The organism is Paenibacillus sp. J22P90 (assembly GCF_059692195.1).
In genome coordinates this window covers 701,651-717,199 of the sequence record NZ_JCAUAY010000002.1, presented here as the reverse complement: position 1 = coordinate 717,199, position 15,549 = coordinate 701,651, and the positions used below count along the sequence as shown (strand labels likewise).

Sequence of the window (15,549 nt, the reverse complement as noted above, 5' to 3'; positions counted from 1 at the left end):
CGAAAGGCAAACGGAAACGATTACAATTAAGGCATAACAAGTTAACTTTTCATGAAGGGGATAACGAAAATGAACGAACATCGTGAAAGCAATGTGGTTGACAGGGAGCAGGTTGAGGGGAAAAAGGGAAAGCAAAGTCGTTATTTGCGGCCGATTGATACGGCTAAGCATCTGACTAACTTGCTCTGGTTGGAGTTTGAATGTTCGCGGTTGGCTTTTGGCTGGGCACCTGCTGCACCAACCTTTGAAACGAAAACGAAATTATGCCGATTCGGTTATATCCACAATCGGAATGCCAAGCTGCTCTATACTCGCTTGCAGGAGCTGCCTGGAACGCCGTCCAACAAAGCAGCGGTTCCCGAGTTGTTCCGCGATGCGTTTGAACGATTATCCTGTGCACCAAGTATTGAGGGTTTCTGGTCCGTGTACTACCTTATTGTTCAGCGCCTTTACCGTCGCTACGACGAGTTAATGGAGCTGATGGATGAGCTGCTGGATGCACCGACGGTCGATCAATTGAGATTTATTTTTGTAGATCGTACAGCACATACCTCTTGGTTAAAAGAGCAGAAGCAGTTCGCTCACCTAGGAGATGATTCAGCATCTGACATCCATGCGGAATGGCATACGTATGCTGCCTTAGTCTGGCACTTCTTTGAAGGAGCGATAGATGGCGATCTGCCGTTGTCCAACGTGACGTACCCGAAACCGCTGCTGGCTGAACCAGCAGGACCTGTGCCGCCGGTTGCTGCAGAAGATCCTGCTTTTCCTCCATATACGGCCAATTCCGACTATAAGTTGGCGTATTCCGATCCGGCGATGTCACCTCTTGGAGATTCCGTGAAGCAGATGCACTATATTAATGCAACGGAAATTGGCGCTGCACAGAGCCTTTGCTATTTGTATTACGGGGTTCAGCAGATGCCGCTCACCTTCTACTTCGATCTTGCCCGTCATTTGTGGGATGAAGCGAGACATAGTGAGATGGGCGTACGCCGGCTTAAACAAATGGGGTACTATACAACCCAATTTAAGTTCTTTAACGGCAGTCCGGATAAACGAATGGATGAGTTGAAGGCTGAATTCTTTCCGGAAATGTACGCTTATCTTACGATGATCGCGGAACCGTGCTCGTTTATCAAAAAGCGTAAAAGCGCCGAGAGCTTCTGGAAGTTCGGTGACGACTTGTCGGCCATTCAATGTGAGTTCGATATGGTGGACGAGCGGATGCATGTGGATTTTGGAAAAACATGGGGACCTGAGCTTTACAAGCAAATCGATCAACTGGTTACGGCGCAAGAAATGTCGGAGAGAATGCGCGTGCGGCGCTTGGATGGTTATCCCGAGCTCACCAAAGATGAAATCATGAAAATTATTAAGAACTTCCCAGGCTTTTGCGGACTGTCAACCGTGGAACTTAAATATGCGAACTATTAAATAAAATAGCGGTAGTCTAGGATTTGATTTTATCGTCCAAGACTGCCGCAATTTCTATGTTATACCCGATAATTTTTACGATAGCCAGAGGGACTAATCCCCATATGCTGTGAAAAAACTCTGCTTAAATAAAAAGCATTCTGAAAACCGCATTGCTCCGCAATGCTTTCCAATGAATCCTGGGTTTCAACGAGTAGAAGGCGAGTCCTAGTTAGTCGTATCTTCGTTGCAAACCGCACAGGCGATAAACCATAGGTACCTTGGAAACGCCGTGTGAGCTGGGAGGCACTTATTCCGAGTGATGTGGCAAGCTCTTGTAAGGACAACTCATGCTGGCATGTCCGTGATTCAATATAGGCCGCCGCTTCAAACATTAAGGGGTCGACGGTTCCTCCATGAGGATGCTGTACCTTGAATTGTTCCCTGGATACCATGGACATTTGCGTTCAACGCCAGGAGAACTTCGCAATTTGAATGTGGATGAGATTGCTGAAATTGATCCGAAGACAGGCGTTATTGTAGAAACGAATCCGGGTGACGTTATTATTTTCCACTCTTTCACACCATATCAAAGCGGCGCTAACACATCCGAAGTCAGTCGTAAGCAGTTGTATTTAACGTACTCCCCAAGTAAGAATGGTGATTTATACAAAGCCCAATATCAACATTACCAACGTTACAATTTAAAAGGGAAAGACACATCCAGCTATCATTTCTTGTAAAATATCTAAAGAGATCTGCCTTCAAGTGGTAGGTCTCTTTCATTTCCGCATCATAGTCATAGTGGACCATTTTTCCGTTCCTTTAAGATGGCAGAGGGAGGTGAGCCTACGATTCGACGATACACTCGGTTGAAGTAAGACTGATCACAAAAACCAAGCTCTTCAGCAATTTGACCAATACTTTTATGCGTATTCAGTAGCATATCGCGAGCCGCAGAAATACGAACTTGGTGCAGATACTCGATTGGCGGTACACCCATAATTTCTCGAAATGTACTGGTTACATAATTTGGCGTTCGATCTACCAAGGAGGCTAGCTCCTCTATTCGCAACTGCTTCATGTAATGATCCATGATGTATTGTCGAATGACTGAGACGAGCGCAAGCTTCTTATAAGGAAATTTACGTTCCTCATATTCTCTGCAAGCAGCACCTATTAATTCTTGTAACATCGCGCAGCAAATCGGTGAATAATATGGAAGTTTAGCCATCCATTGCTGGGCAAGTAATTGAAATCGCTGCTTCAAATAGTCAAATTGCCGTGTTGGAGCGACGAAAGATTGGCTTAGGAGTGGAAATTGTTCAGGGGCTAATGGGTTCGGTGTGAAATGTGCGGAATACTTCTGGTGTGGATGACCTGCAACAGGATATGCGAATCGCATAGTGCCTGCAGGAATATAGACGATATCTCCTTTTTTTAACGATAACTTGTGGCCAGCCAGCTCGTATATAACCTCACCTTGCGTGATTAACATTAAAATATCAAACTCAGTCGGCGAGAGTGGTTTCGTCCAATCACGATCAGGTAAATCATCATAATAAATCGACTGCAAAGTCAGCATCAAGTCAGATCCTCCACGTATTTAATAACATATTATATCGTAGAATCATCCTAAAATATATAGAATCGTTAATCGCTTTCATTCTTGGAAAAAGCTATTCTTTAGATAAGAAGCAACTACAAGGAAAAGGGGATAACGACGATGAATGATAATCTGAAAATAATTGACTGTGACGTTCATAATAGCTTTGTGAGTCATATGGAGCTTGTGCCTTATTTAAAAGAACCTTGGAAACGAATCGTGTCTGAATTTGGGTTTCGTCTACCCTTTATGTATAGCTCACCGATTGGTGTATTACGCAAGGATGCAACCCCTCCTACAGGAGGTCCCCCGGGATCCGATCCGTCGTACATACTGGAGCATTTAGTAAAACCGCTCCATTTGGAACATGTGCTGCTAACTGGAGATACGTTCATTCATTTATCCAATCTACCTGATGCGGACTATGCGTCTGCACTTGCATCCGCCTATAATGATTATCTGATCGAGATGTGGTTAAGTAAAAGCCCTGTTTTCAAAGGCGCAATGGTTATTGCTATGCAAGATCCGGCACAAGCAGCGAGGGAAATTGATCGTATTGGGCCACATCCTGATATTAAAGCAGTAGTTATCTGCGGCGCATCGCGAATTCCCTATGGTCAGCAGTACTATGATCCCATCTATGAAGCGGCTGAGCGTAATGGGTTAGCGATCATGATTCACCCAGGCTCTGAAGGATCGGGGATATCGGGACCTCCTACTGGTGCGGGGTATCTGGGCTCCTACCTGCAATGGCACACTTCGTTATCTTCTGTGTATATGGCGCAATTGATAAGTATCGTGTGTGAAGGCGTATTCGAAAAATATCCTAACCTTAAGTTTATTTTCTGTGAAGGTGGCGTGACGTGGTTGCCTCATCTCATGTGGCGTCTAGATAAAAACTTTAAAGGACTGCGCTGGACGGCACCTTGGCTTAAGAAAATGCCTAGTCAGTATATTCGTGAGAACTGCTTTCTGACGACGCAGCCAATTGAAGAGCCAGAGGATTTCAAGCATCTTCAGCAAATGTTCGATATGATCGACGCCGAGAATATACTGCTATTCTCCAGTGATTATCCGCATTGGGATTTTGATGATCCTACTGCCATTCTGAAGAGATTACCTCAGGAAGCTAAACGGAAAATATTTTATCAAAATGCAAAGACATTATTTCAGCTATAGGAATAGGGAAAGGTTGGGTCATCATGGCGAGTTATTATGTGGCAGAGGCAGCTTCCATTGAGGCAGGTACGCATAAAATTGTGCAAGTCGAAGGGCGCTCAATCGGTATTTATAATATCAAAGGTGAGTTTCATGCTTTGTCCAACTATTGCCCTCACGAAGGGGCAGAACTCTGCAAAGGGCAAGTATGTGGTACAACCCTGCCTTCCAAGGTAAATGAATTCATTTATGGGCGCGATCAGGAGATCGTTCGTTGTCCTTGGCATGGTTGGGAATTCGATATATTAACAGGTAAGTCGCTGTTTAGCGATAAAGTTCGTACACGTAAGTATCAAATAGAGAAGAACGACGGAAAGCTTCATATCGTAATAGGAGGTTGAACAGCCCATGTCAAAAAACAATGAAACAATACCAGGACATCCTTGGTGTATGACAATCGCAATTGGTTCAACACCGTTAGTGAAAGATCAGTGGTACGCGCTTGCTTTTACCTATGACGGGACCTATGCCAAGGTGTAATTTCTATTTCCGCGTTATGAAATCTCGAATAGTCCGAATTAGCCAAACTAAATCACCCCAAACAATCTGTATGCTAGAAAAATGGGGGAATAGTTCGGCAGAGTCGGACTATTTGACTTTTTTAGGATGGTATCCTCGTTTTAGTTCGGTAATTTCAGACTATCGCCTTTTCCGCAAGCTAACCATTACCCTTTACGACCATCTCCTCGACCACGGCTCCCCCACCAGAAAAAATCCAAAATAGCTGCTCCTGTGAGGCATTTATCGTTCATCTCAAGCTACATTCTCAATTTATGAATCATACCTCAAAAAGTGGTGAGTCTAATTATCAATTTTTACATCCCTACTCCCTAACTGTTTGTATACAGATGATCTGAATTTTCCTATCTTGGAACTGAGAACCCGAAGCCATGCAGCGGGAGCATTCTTAATAGAAGACGGGAGGTCAGAATAATGATTCAAAAACGTAAGCGCTTTCTAGCTATCATTACCGTAATTGTCATGCTGTTTTCTTTTCTAGGTCAGGCAGGAACTGTCCTTGCAGCCCCCGCTGACGCGTACGAGCAGATGATTGAAAGGTGGAGTGATCAGCTGACGGGAGGCAGCCTATTCGACGATACCGAGACGGACACGCGTGCCGCAATCGACAAGCTGACGTTAAACGCGCAATCTTTATGGGGAACGATGATTAAAACGCCAACTAGAACCACACTGTGGACTGGATTAGAAGGAACGACCATTCCGGCGCAAATCACGGCAACCTATGGCAATCTCAAAACGATGACGCTTGCTTATAAGGTTAAAGGCTCGTCCTTACAAGGAAATGAGTCGCTTAAGGCGGATATCATCGGTGCTCTAGATTGGTTAAACACGAATCGATATAACGCTGCCAGCGTCGAATACGGGAACTGGTGGGAGTGGGAAATCGGGACACCTTTGCAATTAAACGATATCGTAACGCTTCTTTACTATGACTTGACGCCTACACAAATTTCTAATTACATGGGTGCTATTGAGCATTTAGTTCCGAACCTTAATTTTCAAAATTCACTCTATAACAGCACGGGGGCTAACCGCGTTTGGTTGAGTAAGGTTGTGGGCATTAGCGGTGCTTTGGCTAAAAAATCTGCAAGAGTCACAATGGCGAGTGCGGGTTTGACGCCGGTATTTCAATATGTGACGAGCGGTGACGGTTTTTATGCAGATGGCTCGTTCGTTCAGCATAGCTACTATGCTTATACAGGTGGGTATGGTGTATCCTTGCTGCAGGATTTGACGGATGTGCTGTACTTCTTTAAGGGATCTCCCTATGAGAATACCGATTCTGCCATATCTAATATTTACAAATGGGTATATGACGCCTACGAGCCTCTCATCTATAAAGGCGCGATCATGGACATGACACGGGGTAGAGAGATTGCCAGAAGCTATACACAGGATCATTTCTCAGGTCATGGTGCGATTTCGGGTATTATCCGGTTGTCTCAAATGGCTGGGACGACAGATGCACAGAGACTTAAGGCAATGGTCAAGTATTGGATCAGCACCGATACGAGCTTCAGCTATTTTAAAGACGCGGGAATAAGCGCGCTAATTGCAGCCAAGGAGATCATGAACGATGCAAGTGTGACTCCGCGAAGCGAATTGCTTCTTTCGAAAGTGTATGCGGGTATGGACAGAGCTGTTCATCTGCGACCGGGCTTCGGCTTCGGAGTCAGTATGTCGTCTAGTCGAATAGCGAACTACGAATCCATAAACAGCGAGAATTTGAAGGGCTGGTACACGGGGGAAGGAATGACTTCTCTTTATAACAACGACCTGGCCCAATATACCGACTACTGGCCGACCGTCAATAAATACCGGCTTCGCGACATCATTTCAGATACTTCAGCTTTGCAGGTGTTTGATTTGACAGACTCGACAGCGAGATACATTAAGCTTGTTGGGCACGGCAATTCCGTGAGTGCTTGGAATAGCATTGCAGAAGTGCAATTCTATGCTCCTTCGGCAGGAGGCAATGTTATTATCCCAGTGAACACGACCCCACTAACAATGAATGCTGGGACTGACAACCAAGGAACGACAGTAGCAGCGGCATCTGATGGGAATATCAACTCGTATTGGTCAGCGAGTGCGGATGGTGCGTGGCTGAAATATGATTTGGGTTCTTCTGTTTCAGTTGGATACGCTGGACTTAGTTTTAACCGAGGTAATGAGCGCCGCTATTCGTTCGACATACAGGCCTCAACGGACAATACCACTTGGAACACCATCTACAGTGGACAGTCGGATGGACTTACACGTGAAATAACAGCATATGACCTAACGGATACGCAAGCTAGATACTGGAAGGTCATTGCTCATGGCAACAATGTAGATGCGACTTCAGCTATTTCGGAAGTGCAATTCTATGCACCTAATACGCTAGGTCCAGTGCTTTCACCATTACACAATTCTCAGATTTATAAAGGAGATGAAACACTTGTCGTAAATGGAACGTCTAAATCGACTGCATTGGGTTGGAGCGAGACGATGAACTCGGTATCCTCCATGTATTTAGAGGGCACGGGGGGCTATTATTTCCCGCAGCCAGCAACCGTGAAGGGATTGAGAGAAGCTCGGACAGGGAGCTGGTCGCAAGTAGATGCCGCTGCTGGTTCGACTGCAACAATAACGAAAAATTACGCAACGCTGTGGTTTGACCACGGGACCAACCCAACGAACGGGTCATATTCCTATGTCGTGCTCCCTAATAAAACTGCACAGCAAACAGCCGATTATGCAAGTAACCCGGACATTCAGGTTGTTAAAAATAATGCTACCGTTCAAGCTATTAAGGAAGTGAATAGCGGCGTCACTGGAGCCAATTTCTGGGCAGCGGGAGCTGTTGGCGCGATTAAGGCTTACCAGAAGTCGTCTCTCATGATGAAAGCATGGGACGGGGTGCTCGATATTGCGGTATCTGATCCGATGCAGTTACAGAATAAAATTACGTACGAAATCGGTAAAAAAGGTTTGTCCGTCCTCTCGAAGGATCCGGAAGTTACGATACTTCAAACGAGTCCTACGATCAAATTTGAAGTGAATTCAACGAGTTCTGCAGGGAAGTCTTACCGAATTAAGCTTCAATATGATACAACTGTGCCTGATGTGATCATGCAAGGTGGTTTGACACAGCTGACACTTCAAGCTGCAACTCCCCTTGTCGAAGTAGGGAAGACGCTTCCGTTAACGCTGTCTGGAACGACAGATGATGGCAGTGCCGCCAATCTAGCGAATGCGACCATCACTTATTTCAGCAGCAAATCAGCTGTCGCTGCGATATCCTCCACGGGAGTAGGAACGGCCTCAGCTGCCGGGCTTGTACCTGGTAAGACAGTCGTTACAGCGACGGTGACGTTGGACGGTGTGACGAAGAGTACGACACTTGCGCTAGAAGTACCAGTCGGAGCTGTTGTGACGACAGATTTGATGCCTACTGACGACGCTTATGTCAGAGACGGAGCCGATGTAAATACGAATTTTGGCACATCACAGGATTTAGTAGTTAGTAATGCGTTTACAGGTTATGTTCGTGTTTCGTTCCTGAAGTTCGATTTGAATTCCGTTCCAGGCAAAGTTGTATCAGCTATTTTCTCATCCAAGGCTAGAACGGCGGACGGTAGTAATCCCGGTGCGTCCAAGGAGCACAAGGTGTACCCAGTAACCGTGGATACGTGGAATGAGAGTACGATCACGTGGAGCACCAAGCCTGCTGCGAGCAGCACAGCGATTGCCTCTGCAACGATTGCTAACAATACGGATCCGAATAGTGCCGTATGGCCTTGGTACAATTTTGACCTCACCTCCTATATCGCCCAGGAACAAGCTGGAGATAAAAAGGCCAGTATGGCTGTGGCACAAGAAGGTACTGGTATCTTGTCGATCTTGGCAAGTAAGGAATCCGCGAATAAACCGCATCTGAGTGTGGTTTCCTACCAACCTGTTACGGTTGCCAATGATACGTATGCTCCGACGGTTACGGTGGTTAGCGGCAGCGTTCAATCAGACAACACGGTTGCTTTAACTTGGAACGCATCGCAGGATAACTTGGATGAAACGGTAACTTACGTTGTTTACCGCAATGGAGCGTTCCATGCAAACGTATCTGCACTGAGCTTTACGGATACGGGTCTGTCTCCGTCTACGACTTATACGTATACGGTTAAGGCTAAGGATGCAGCAGGCAACTTCTCAGTGGTTAGCAATACCGTTTCCGTTACGACAGGTGCGGGGTCTGGGTTCACCAAATATGAAGCCGAAAATGCCGTGCTGACTGATGTTACTGTCGCGACGGCAAAGGCTGGATATTCCGGAACAGGGTATATTCTGGACAATTCCTTTACTGCAAATGGTGACAAGATCAAGTTCACGGTCAACCGAGCAACCGCAGGAGCCTATCCATTAAAGATCCGTTATTCTGCTATTGATAACAAACCTAATTATTTATCAGTAAATGGGGGTGTTACAATCAGTGTCTACTTCGCCAATACATCTGGCGTTTGGACTACACTGGACTACGGTAACATTAATCTAGTAGCTGGCAGTAATACGATCGAGATCTCCAAGTTCTGGGGCAATATTAATCTCGATTATATTGAGGTTGGCGGTTCGGAACCGACGGTCACTCCTCCGTCTACGCCTTTGGTTATTGGCACAGGATTGAGTGGACCAGCAAGTGTATTGGGGGCACAGGAATTCAAGACAAATTACAGCTTGACGAATGTAGCAGGCAGTGTCTATGGCAATGTGTATGCGCAGCAAGTTACCGTATCTTTTGATCCGAATTTGGTGGAGTTTGTCTCCGCCACCCCGGTCAAGGCTGGATTGTCACTGGTAACAAATACGGACACACCTGGGCTAGTTAAGCTCGTCGCGGTTTCCCCAGGCTCTTCGAGTGCGATCACGAGTGACGGCGTCGTATTCGAGCTCACTTGGAGGGCGAAAGCGATCACTGCGACGCAATCCGCAACCTTCGCTGTAACGAAGGCTAAGCTATCAGATGGTATGGGCCGAGAGTCAGATGCGAGCCTCTCAACATATAACGTATCCATCGTTTATGTGAATAAGACAGCGCTGCAAACGAAGATTAGTCAGGCGCAGGCAGCTTATAACAGTGCAGTCGAAGGAGCGGGACTTGGACAATATCCAAGTGGAAGTAAAGCTTTGCTATTGACCGCTATTCAAGCCGCTCAGGTGGTTGCAGCGAATGGTGCAGCAACACAGCAAATCGTAGACGATGCTTTTACAGCATTGGGCAGTGCGCTGCTAACCTTCCAAGGTAAGGTGATCACCTCCATAAAAGGCGATGTTGTTGGAAACGATGGGCTCATCACGATTGGAGATCTAGGTTTTGTAGCGTCACATTATGGCATGATCTCAAGTGATCCATTATGGAACACGATTAAAGCAGCCGATATGGACGACGATGGTCGCATCGGAATCGTCGATTTAGCAAGAATCGCCCAGAAGGTTTTGGAGTAGAAGTATATTTGGATTAGAGAGGAACGTATGGCATGAAGCAGCTTATGAGCAAAATCATGATCCTTACAATGGCATTTCTACTGCTGTTTTCCGTTGGCATGTCCATGCATGTATTTGGCAACCTTTCTGACCAGCGGTTTACGTTAACTGCGTCGAAGCAGACCGTCGAAGTTGGCGAAATGGTAACCGTGGACATCCAGGGACACCAACTGACCGATTTATACGCTTATGAATTTACACTGGAATTCGATGATACTAGGCTGGATTTTGTTAGCCAGTCTAGTTCCATAATAGGGATTATGCCGGAGCCTATCATCAATGGCGGGGAAATGATTGCGGCGAATACCTATGTGGGTACCAAGTCCGGCTTGGCAGGCGATGTCGTCATTCACAGAATTACATTCGAAGCGCTCACAGCCGGTCGTGCAGAAATTAAGCTAAAGGCCGTCACCATGGTGGATTCCACTAGTGAAGGTGCGGCAGGTGTCACAACATGGCAGGAGGGAACACAGCTTGGGATCACCTTGAACGCTAAGGATAGCGGGCCTCAGCCGACTCCGACGGTGACGCCAACACCAACGCCAACACCAACGCCAACAGTAACACCTCCACCAACTGTGACGCCAACACCAACAGTAACACCTCCACCTACTGTGACGCCTCCGCCACCGGTGACGCAACCAGCACAACCAGCTTCACCGGATGGTGGGGCAATTCTCCAGCCGCAGGTTCGAGTCACGCAGGAGTCGGGTAAAACGAGCGCTCTTGCCATGATTTCTGAGGAACAATGGGATCACGCAGTTGATCAGGCTACTCAGAACATGATTCAGATTAAACTGGAATCGCCGGCAATCGCATCAGATTATGCTGTGCAGCTGCCCTTTCATGCGCTGGATGGCAGCGATAAAGCGAGTAACATCGAACTAACGACACCAATTGGAACATTAACAGTGGCGGGTGAAATGTTAAGTCCATATCTAAAAGCTGGAGCTGGCAATCAAGTAACGCTGTACATTGGCTATGCGGATGTTGGACATTTAAATGAAGATACGAAGCGTAAAATTGGCAGCCACCCCGTGATTGATTTGAATGTTGCAGTGGGCGGCAAGCCTCTGTCATGGGAGAACTCGCAATCTCCAGTGACAGTTCGTATCCCCTACACACCATCATCAGAAGAAAGTAAGGATCTGGAGCATATCGTTGTTTGGTATGTGGATTCGCAAGGAGACATTCACCCTGTTCCAAACGCAAGATACGATATCGTCAGTGGAACCGTGACCTTTGCAACAACACATTTTAGCAACTATGCGATCGCATTCGTGACCAAAACCTTTGATGATCTAGGAAGTGTAGAGTGGGGACGGCATGCCGTCGAGGTATTAGCTTCGAAGGGGATCATTAACGGCGTCACGGATGAGCAATATGCGCCTCTTCAAGAAGTTACCCGTGCGGATTTTATCCTACTGCTGATGAAAACGCTGGAGCTTAGAGCACAAGGAGTTGGTGCCTCTTTTGCAGATGTTACGGAAAGTGATTACTATTTTGAAGCTGTACATACGGCAAGAAGCTTGGGAATTACAGAAGGCAGCGGGGATAACCGCTTTATGCCACAAGGCTCTATCACGAGAGAAGAGATGATGGTGCTTACCGCAAGGGCTTTAAAAATTTCTAATAAAATGGAATTTCAGGCTGGCGATTACGGGAACCTCTTGACATTCCAAGATTCGGCTCAGGTTGCAGGTTATGCGAAAGAGTGGCTTGGCGGTTTGGTTCGAGCAGGGATTGCCGAAGGGGATAATCAATGGCTTTATCCTAAGGCGACAACGAATCGGGTACAGGCAGCGGCACTTTTGTATCGGATGGTTGCAAAAACGAGATCATGACTAGTAGAGGAGCTAAGTGCATTTTGCACTTAGCTTTTTTCCCTTTAACAAAAGGCATGAAAGGTCAAAAATGCAAAAGAGCACTAATTTTTATTAAAAACAGCTACTTATAATTAAATTAGTGCAAATAGGCATCCTTTCCCCCTAGAATGGTGTCATCCTGGCATTTACTAGCAGAAATAGTTGCACTTTCGCAATTATTCCAGTTTGAGCGCTTATATCGATACAATTAGTTGCACTTTTGCATTTTTGCACCTTCCATCATAACACTTAAGACTTCTGGCACACGATTAAGTCTCATTCCGTACCCAATGTCAAAAAACGAGGTCTCGTAAAAAGTTGTGGATTTACAGAAGGCGGAAGATTCAGTAGCTTGAGTGTTGTAAGCCCTTTCTTCTACGTCACTTCCCAGAAAGGAGACCATCCTGTAATCAACAGCACTATCTATTTTACACATCAAAAAGGAGGAAATTAACATGATGAAGCTCTCAAAGTTGATTGTCGTATTCGCTTTATTACTAAGCGTCGTGCCGTTCATGGCAGGGGTTCAGCCTGCAAGTGCAGCAGACGAGTTTGACGATTTACGTGACAAATGGAAGACGATGATTACGGGAGGCACTTCGTTTAACACGACGGATACCGATATCGCAACGCGAATCACCCGTATCAACTCAGCGAACGACAGTGCTATAGCAGCATTTAAGACGGGAACGGACCGTACGACATGCAATTGCTTATTTAACGGACTCGATTTCAAAAAATCGACCTCCAGTACAGCTTGGGACAATTCCGCCGAGGTGACGGGTTCCTTCTCCAAGCTGCGAGAGATGGCATTGGCGTATTCAACGGTGGGTTCGACTTATTACAATGATGCCGCCCTGATCACGAAGATCAAAGATGGTGTCGACTGGATGATCCAGAATGTCTACACCAATAACAATACGAATCAATTCGATAACTGGTGGGAATGGGAAATTGGTGCTCCATTGCAACTAGAAGATATTTTGATTCTCACGTATGCGAACTACACGGCAGCCCAAATTTCCAGCTATGTAGCGGCAATTAACTTCTATTCCCCTGATCCGACCTTAATGATCCAGGGCACAACGGTGACAACAGGAGCTAACCGCGTATGGAAAGTTGCTGTCGTTGCCTTATCTGGTGTCATTGGCAAAAGCTCGACCAAGTTAATAGCATCCAAAAATGCCTTAAGTCCTGTCTTTACTTACGTGACCTCTGGAGACGGCTTTTTTACAGATGGTTCCTTCCTCCAGCATACCAAGCATGCTTATAACGGCGGTTATGGATCCCATATGCTCAAAGATATCGCCAACATCATGCATTTGTTAAGCGGTTCTACGTATGCAGTGACAGATACGAATCAGATTAACGTGTACAAATGGGTATCCGATTCATTCGAGCCGTTTATTTATAACGGAGCGATGATGGATATGGTTCGGGGAAGAGAAATCTCCCGCAGTTATTGGCATGACTTATTGCAGGTTTTGAGACGATGCAAGCGATTTTGCGGTTATCTGGGTCTGCCCCAACTTCGCCAACCAATTATGCAGCCAGCTTCAAAAGCATGCTTAAATACTGGATTCCAGCCTCAGCAACAGCCTACAATTTCTACAAATCGGTGGATTCCATCGACTATATCGTGCTAGGCAAGGCGCTTGTGGCTGATTCATCCGTCACTTCACGCGGTGAGCTTCTCATAGGCAAGGTGTTCAACAATTCGGATAAAGCGGTACAATACCGCCCCGGATACGGTTTTGGCATTAGCATGTTCTCCAATCGGATTTATAATTATGAATCCATTAATGCTGAGAACATGAAAGGCTGGTATATGAGTCATGGCCAGACTTATCTCTACAACAGCGACCAAACCTATTATAATCAGGATTATTGGTCAACGATGGATTATTATCATCTGCCAGGAACTACGGTAAATACGAGAATAAGAAACAACTATCAGGCTCAGAGCACAGCATCCTCTAAAAATTGGGCAGGCGGCGCAGCTATTAATGGGTATGTAACGGCCGGAATGGACTTAGCTGATCCGACCAGCGCGTTGACCGGCAAAAAATCGTACTTCCTCTTCGACAACGAGCTTGTAGCTTTAGGCTCAGGGATTACAGATACGGCTACCGTTGATGCCAATAATGGCAACGCACCTGTGTATGTTCACACAACGATTGACGATCGAAAATTGAATAGCTCAGGAAATAATACGTTCACAGTCAACGGAACGGCGCAATCCACATCGCTGACACAAGGCGTCCAATCGCTTACCGGCGTGAATTGGGCTCATGTCGCTGGCAACACGGCTTCCGGCTCCGATCTCGGCTATTATTTCCCAACAGCGGCTTCCTTGAAGACGGAACGTTTAGCAAGAACAGGAAGCTGGTTCTTAATTAACGTTGCTGGCTCCCAAACTTCCGTCACTAAGAACTACTTGAATATGTACGTCGACCATGGAACAGCTCCGACGAATGCAACGTATTCGTACGTGCTGCTGCCGAACCGAACAGCGGCTCAAACGTCCACATACGCAAGCAACCCGGATATTACGGTGCTTCGGAATGATGCGACAGCACAGGCTGTTAAAGAAAATAGCGTGAACTCGGTAGGTGCGAACTTCTGGACAGATACAATCACGACAATTAATGTAGGCGGATCCGCTTATCTTTCAAGCGATAAGAAAGCTTCAATTATGACCAAAGATTGGGGAACTTCGCTGGATGTCAGCGCTTCAGATCCTACGCAATCGAATACAGGTGTCATTAACTTTGAAATTCAAAAAAGCACCTCTGGCGTTATCTCCAAAGATGCCAACGTAACGGTGACGCAAACAAGTCCGACGATTAAATTCTCAGTGAATGTGAACGGAACGAAAGGCGCTGCGGCAAAGGTTAAATTTAATCTATCTACGGTAACGAAATATGAAGCAGAATCGGCTGCACTGACAGGCGTCACAACAGCAACGACCAAAGCTGGTTACTCAGGAACAGGTTATATCCTTGCCGGTTCCTTCGAGGCGACAGGAGATAAAATGGTTTTCACGGTCAATGCCCCGAGTGCAGGCACGTATCAACTCAAAGCACGGTACGCAGCCGTTGTAGATAAAGCACAGTACTTGAAAGTGAACGGTGTATCGCTCAGCAATATCTCATTTCCGAATTCATCCGACACTTGGGCGGACGTAACTTACGGCAATATCACCTTGAACGCAGGCAGCAATTCGATTGAAATTAGTAAATTTTACGGCTGGACCGACATCGATTATATAGAAATCAGTCAATAAACACCCCAATTGTCAAAAATGCATAGCCCTCACATCAAAAAATGCACGGTAGTTATCAGTTTTCGCATCCATGGGAAAATTATTGACGATTTACGAAGGTGCAGGTGCCGGGCTAT

11 protein-coding genes are annotated in these 15,549 nt (G+C 46.1%); 9 read left to right on the top strand and 2 right to left on the bottom strand.

The window, feature by feature from the left end:
• Nucleotides 1–69 precede the first annotated feature (69 nt).
• On the top strand, nucleotides 70–1,437 hold the full coding sequence (locus AC58UX_RS07980; protein WP_497251211.1) for a DUF455 family protein: 1,368 nt from the start codon (nucleotides 70–72) through the stop codon (nucleotides 1,435–1,437).
• 59 nt (nucleotides 1,438–1,496) lie between these two features.
• Here AC58UX_RS07980 and AC58UX_RS07975 read toward each other — a convergent pair whose 3' ends face one another.
• Nucleotides 1,497–1,811 carry a helix-turn-helix domain-containing protein gene (locus AC58UX_RS07975; protein WP_497251209.1) on the bottom strand — a complete coding sequence of 105 codons (315 nt, stop codon included), beginning with the start codon at nucleotides 1,809–1,811 and terminating at the stop codon, nucleotides 1,497–1,499.
• Between the two features lie 27 nt (nucleotides 1,812–1,838).
• Here AC58UX_RS07975 and AC58UX_RS07970 point away from each other — a divergent pair, with 27 nt between their 5' ends.
• On the top strand, nucleotides 1,839–2,159 hold the full coding sequence (locus AC58UX_RS07970; protein ID WP_497251207.1) for a phytanoyl-CoA dioxygenase family protein: 321 nt from the start codon (nucleotides 1,839–1,841) through the stop codon (nucleotides 2,157–2,159).
• 56 nt (nucleotides 2,160–2,215) lie between these two features.
• Here the strand turns inward: AC58UX_RS07970 and AC58UX_RS07965 are convergent, their stop codons facing one another.
• Nucleotides 2,216–3,001, bottom strand: a complete 786-nt coding sequence (locus tag AC58UX_RS07965) for a helix-turn-helix domain-containing protein (protein WP_497252115.1) — start codon at nucleotides 2,999–3,001, stop codon at nucleotides 2,216–2,218.
• Between the two features lie 141 nt (nucleotides 3,002–3,142).
• On the opposite strand from AC58UX_RS07965, the gene AC58UX_RS07960 reads away from it, so the two are divergent.
• From AC58UX_RS07960 to AC58UX_RS07930, 7 genes are all read left to right on the top strand, one after another.
• Nucleotides 3,143–4,201, top strand: coding sequence for an amidohydrolase family protein (locus AC58UX_RS07960; protein ID WP_497251205.1), 1,059 nt, complete (start codon nucleotides 3,143–3,145; stop codon nucleotides 4,199–4,201).
• Between the two features lie 23 nt (nucleotides 4,202–4,224).
• Nucleotides 4,225–4,581: a Rieske (2Fe-2S) protein gene (locus tag AC58UX_RS07955; protein WP_497251203.1), complete on the top strand. Its 357-nt coding sequence runs from the start codon at nucleotides 4,225–4,227 to the stop codon at nucleotides 4,579–4,581.
• A 7-nt stretch (nucleotides 4,582–4,588) separates the two neighbouring features.
• Nucleotides 4,589–4,720 (top strand): hypothetical protein, encoded by a 132-nt coding sequence (locus tag AC58UX_RS07950; RefSeq protein WP_497251201.1) that lies wholly within the window; start codon nucleotides 4,589–4,591, stop codon nucleotides 4,718–4,720.
• Between the two features lie 453 nt (nucleotides 4,721–5,173).
• Nucleotides 5,174–10,243 carry a polysaccharide lyase family 8 super-sandwich domain-containing protein gene (locus AC58UX_RS07945; RefSeq protein WP_497251199.1) on the top strand — a complete coding sequence of 1,690 codons (5,070 nt, stop codon included), beginning with the start codon at nucleotides 5,174–5,176 and terminating at the stop codon, nucleotides 10,241–10,243.
• 44 nt (nucleotides 10,244–10,287) lie between these two features.
• Nucleotides 10,288–12,126 carry an S-layer homology domain-containing protein gene (locus AC58UX_RS07940; RefSeq protein ID WP_497251197.1) on the top strand — a complete coding sequence of 613 codons (1,839 nt, stop codon included), beginning with the start codon at nucleotides 10,288–10,290 and terminating at the stop codon, nucleotides 12,124–12,126.
• Between the two features lie 476 nt (nucleotides 12,127–12,602).
• Nucleotides 12,603–13,793 carry a hypothetical protein gene (locus tag AC58UX_RS07935; RefSeq protein ID WP_497251195.1) on the top strand — a complete coding sequence of 397 codons (1,191 nt, stop codon included), beginning with the start codon at nucleotides 12,603–12,605 and terminating at the stop codon, nucleotides 13,791–13,793.
• Nucleotides 13,712–15,433, top strand: coding sequence for a polysaccharide lyase family 8 super-sandwich domain-containing protein (locus tag AC58UX_RS07930; RefSeq protein WP_497252113.1), 1,722 nt, complete (start codon nucleotides 13,712–13,714; stop codon nucleotides 15,431–15,433). The genes AC58UX_RS07935 and AC58UX_RS07930 overlap by 82 nt, the downstream gene beginning before the upstream one ends.
• The last annotated feature ends 116 nt before the right edge of the window (nucleotides 15,434–15,549 follow it).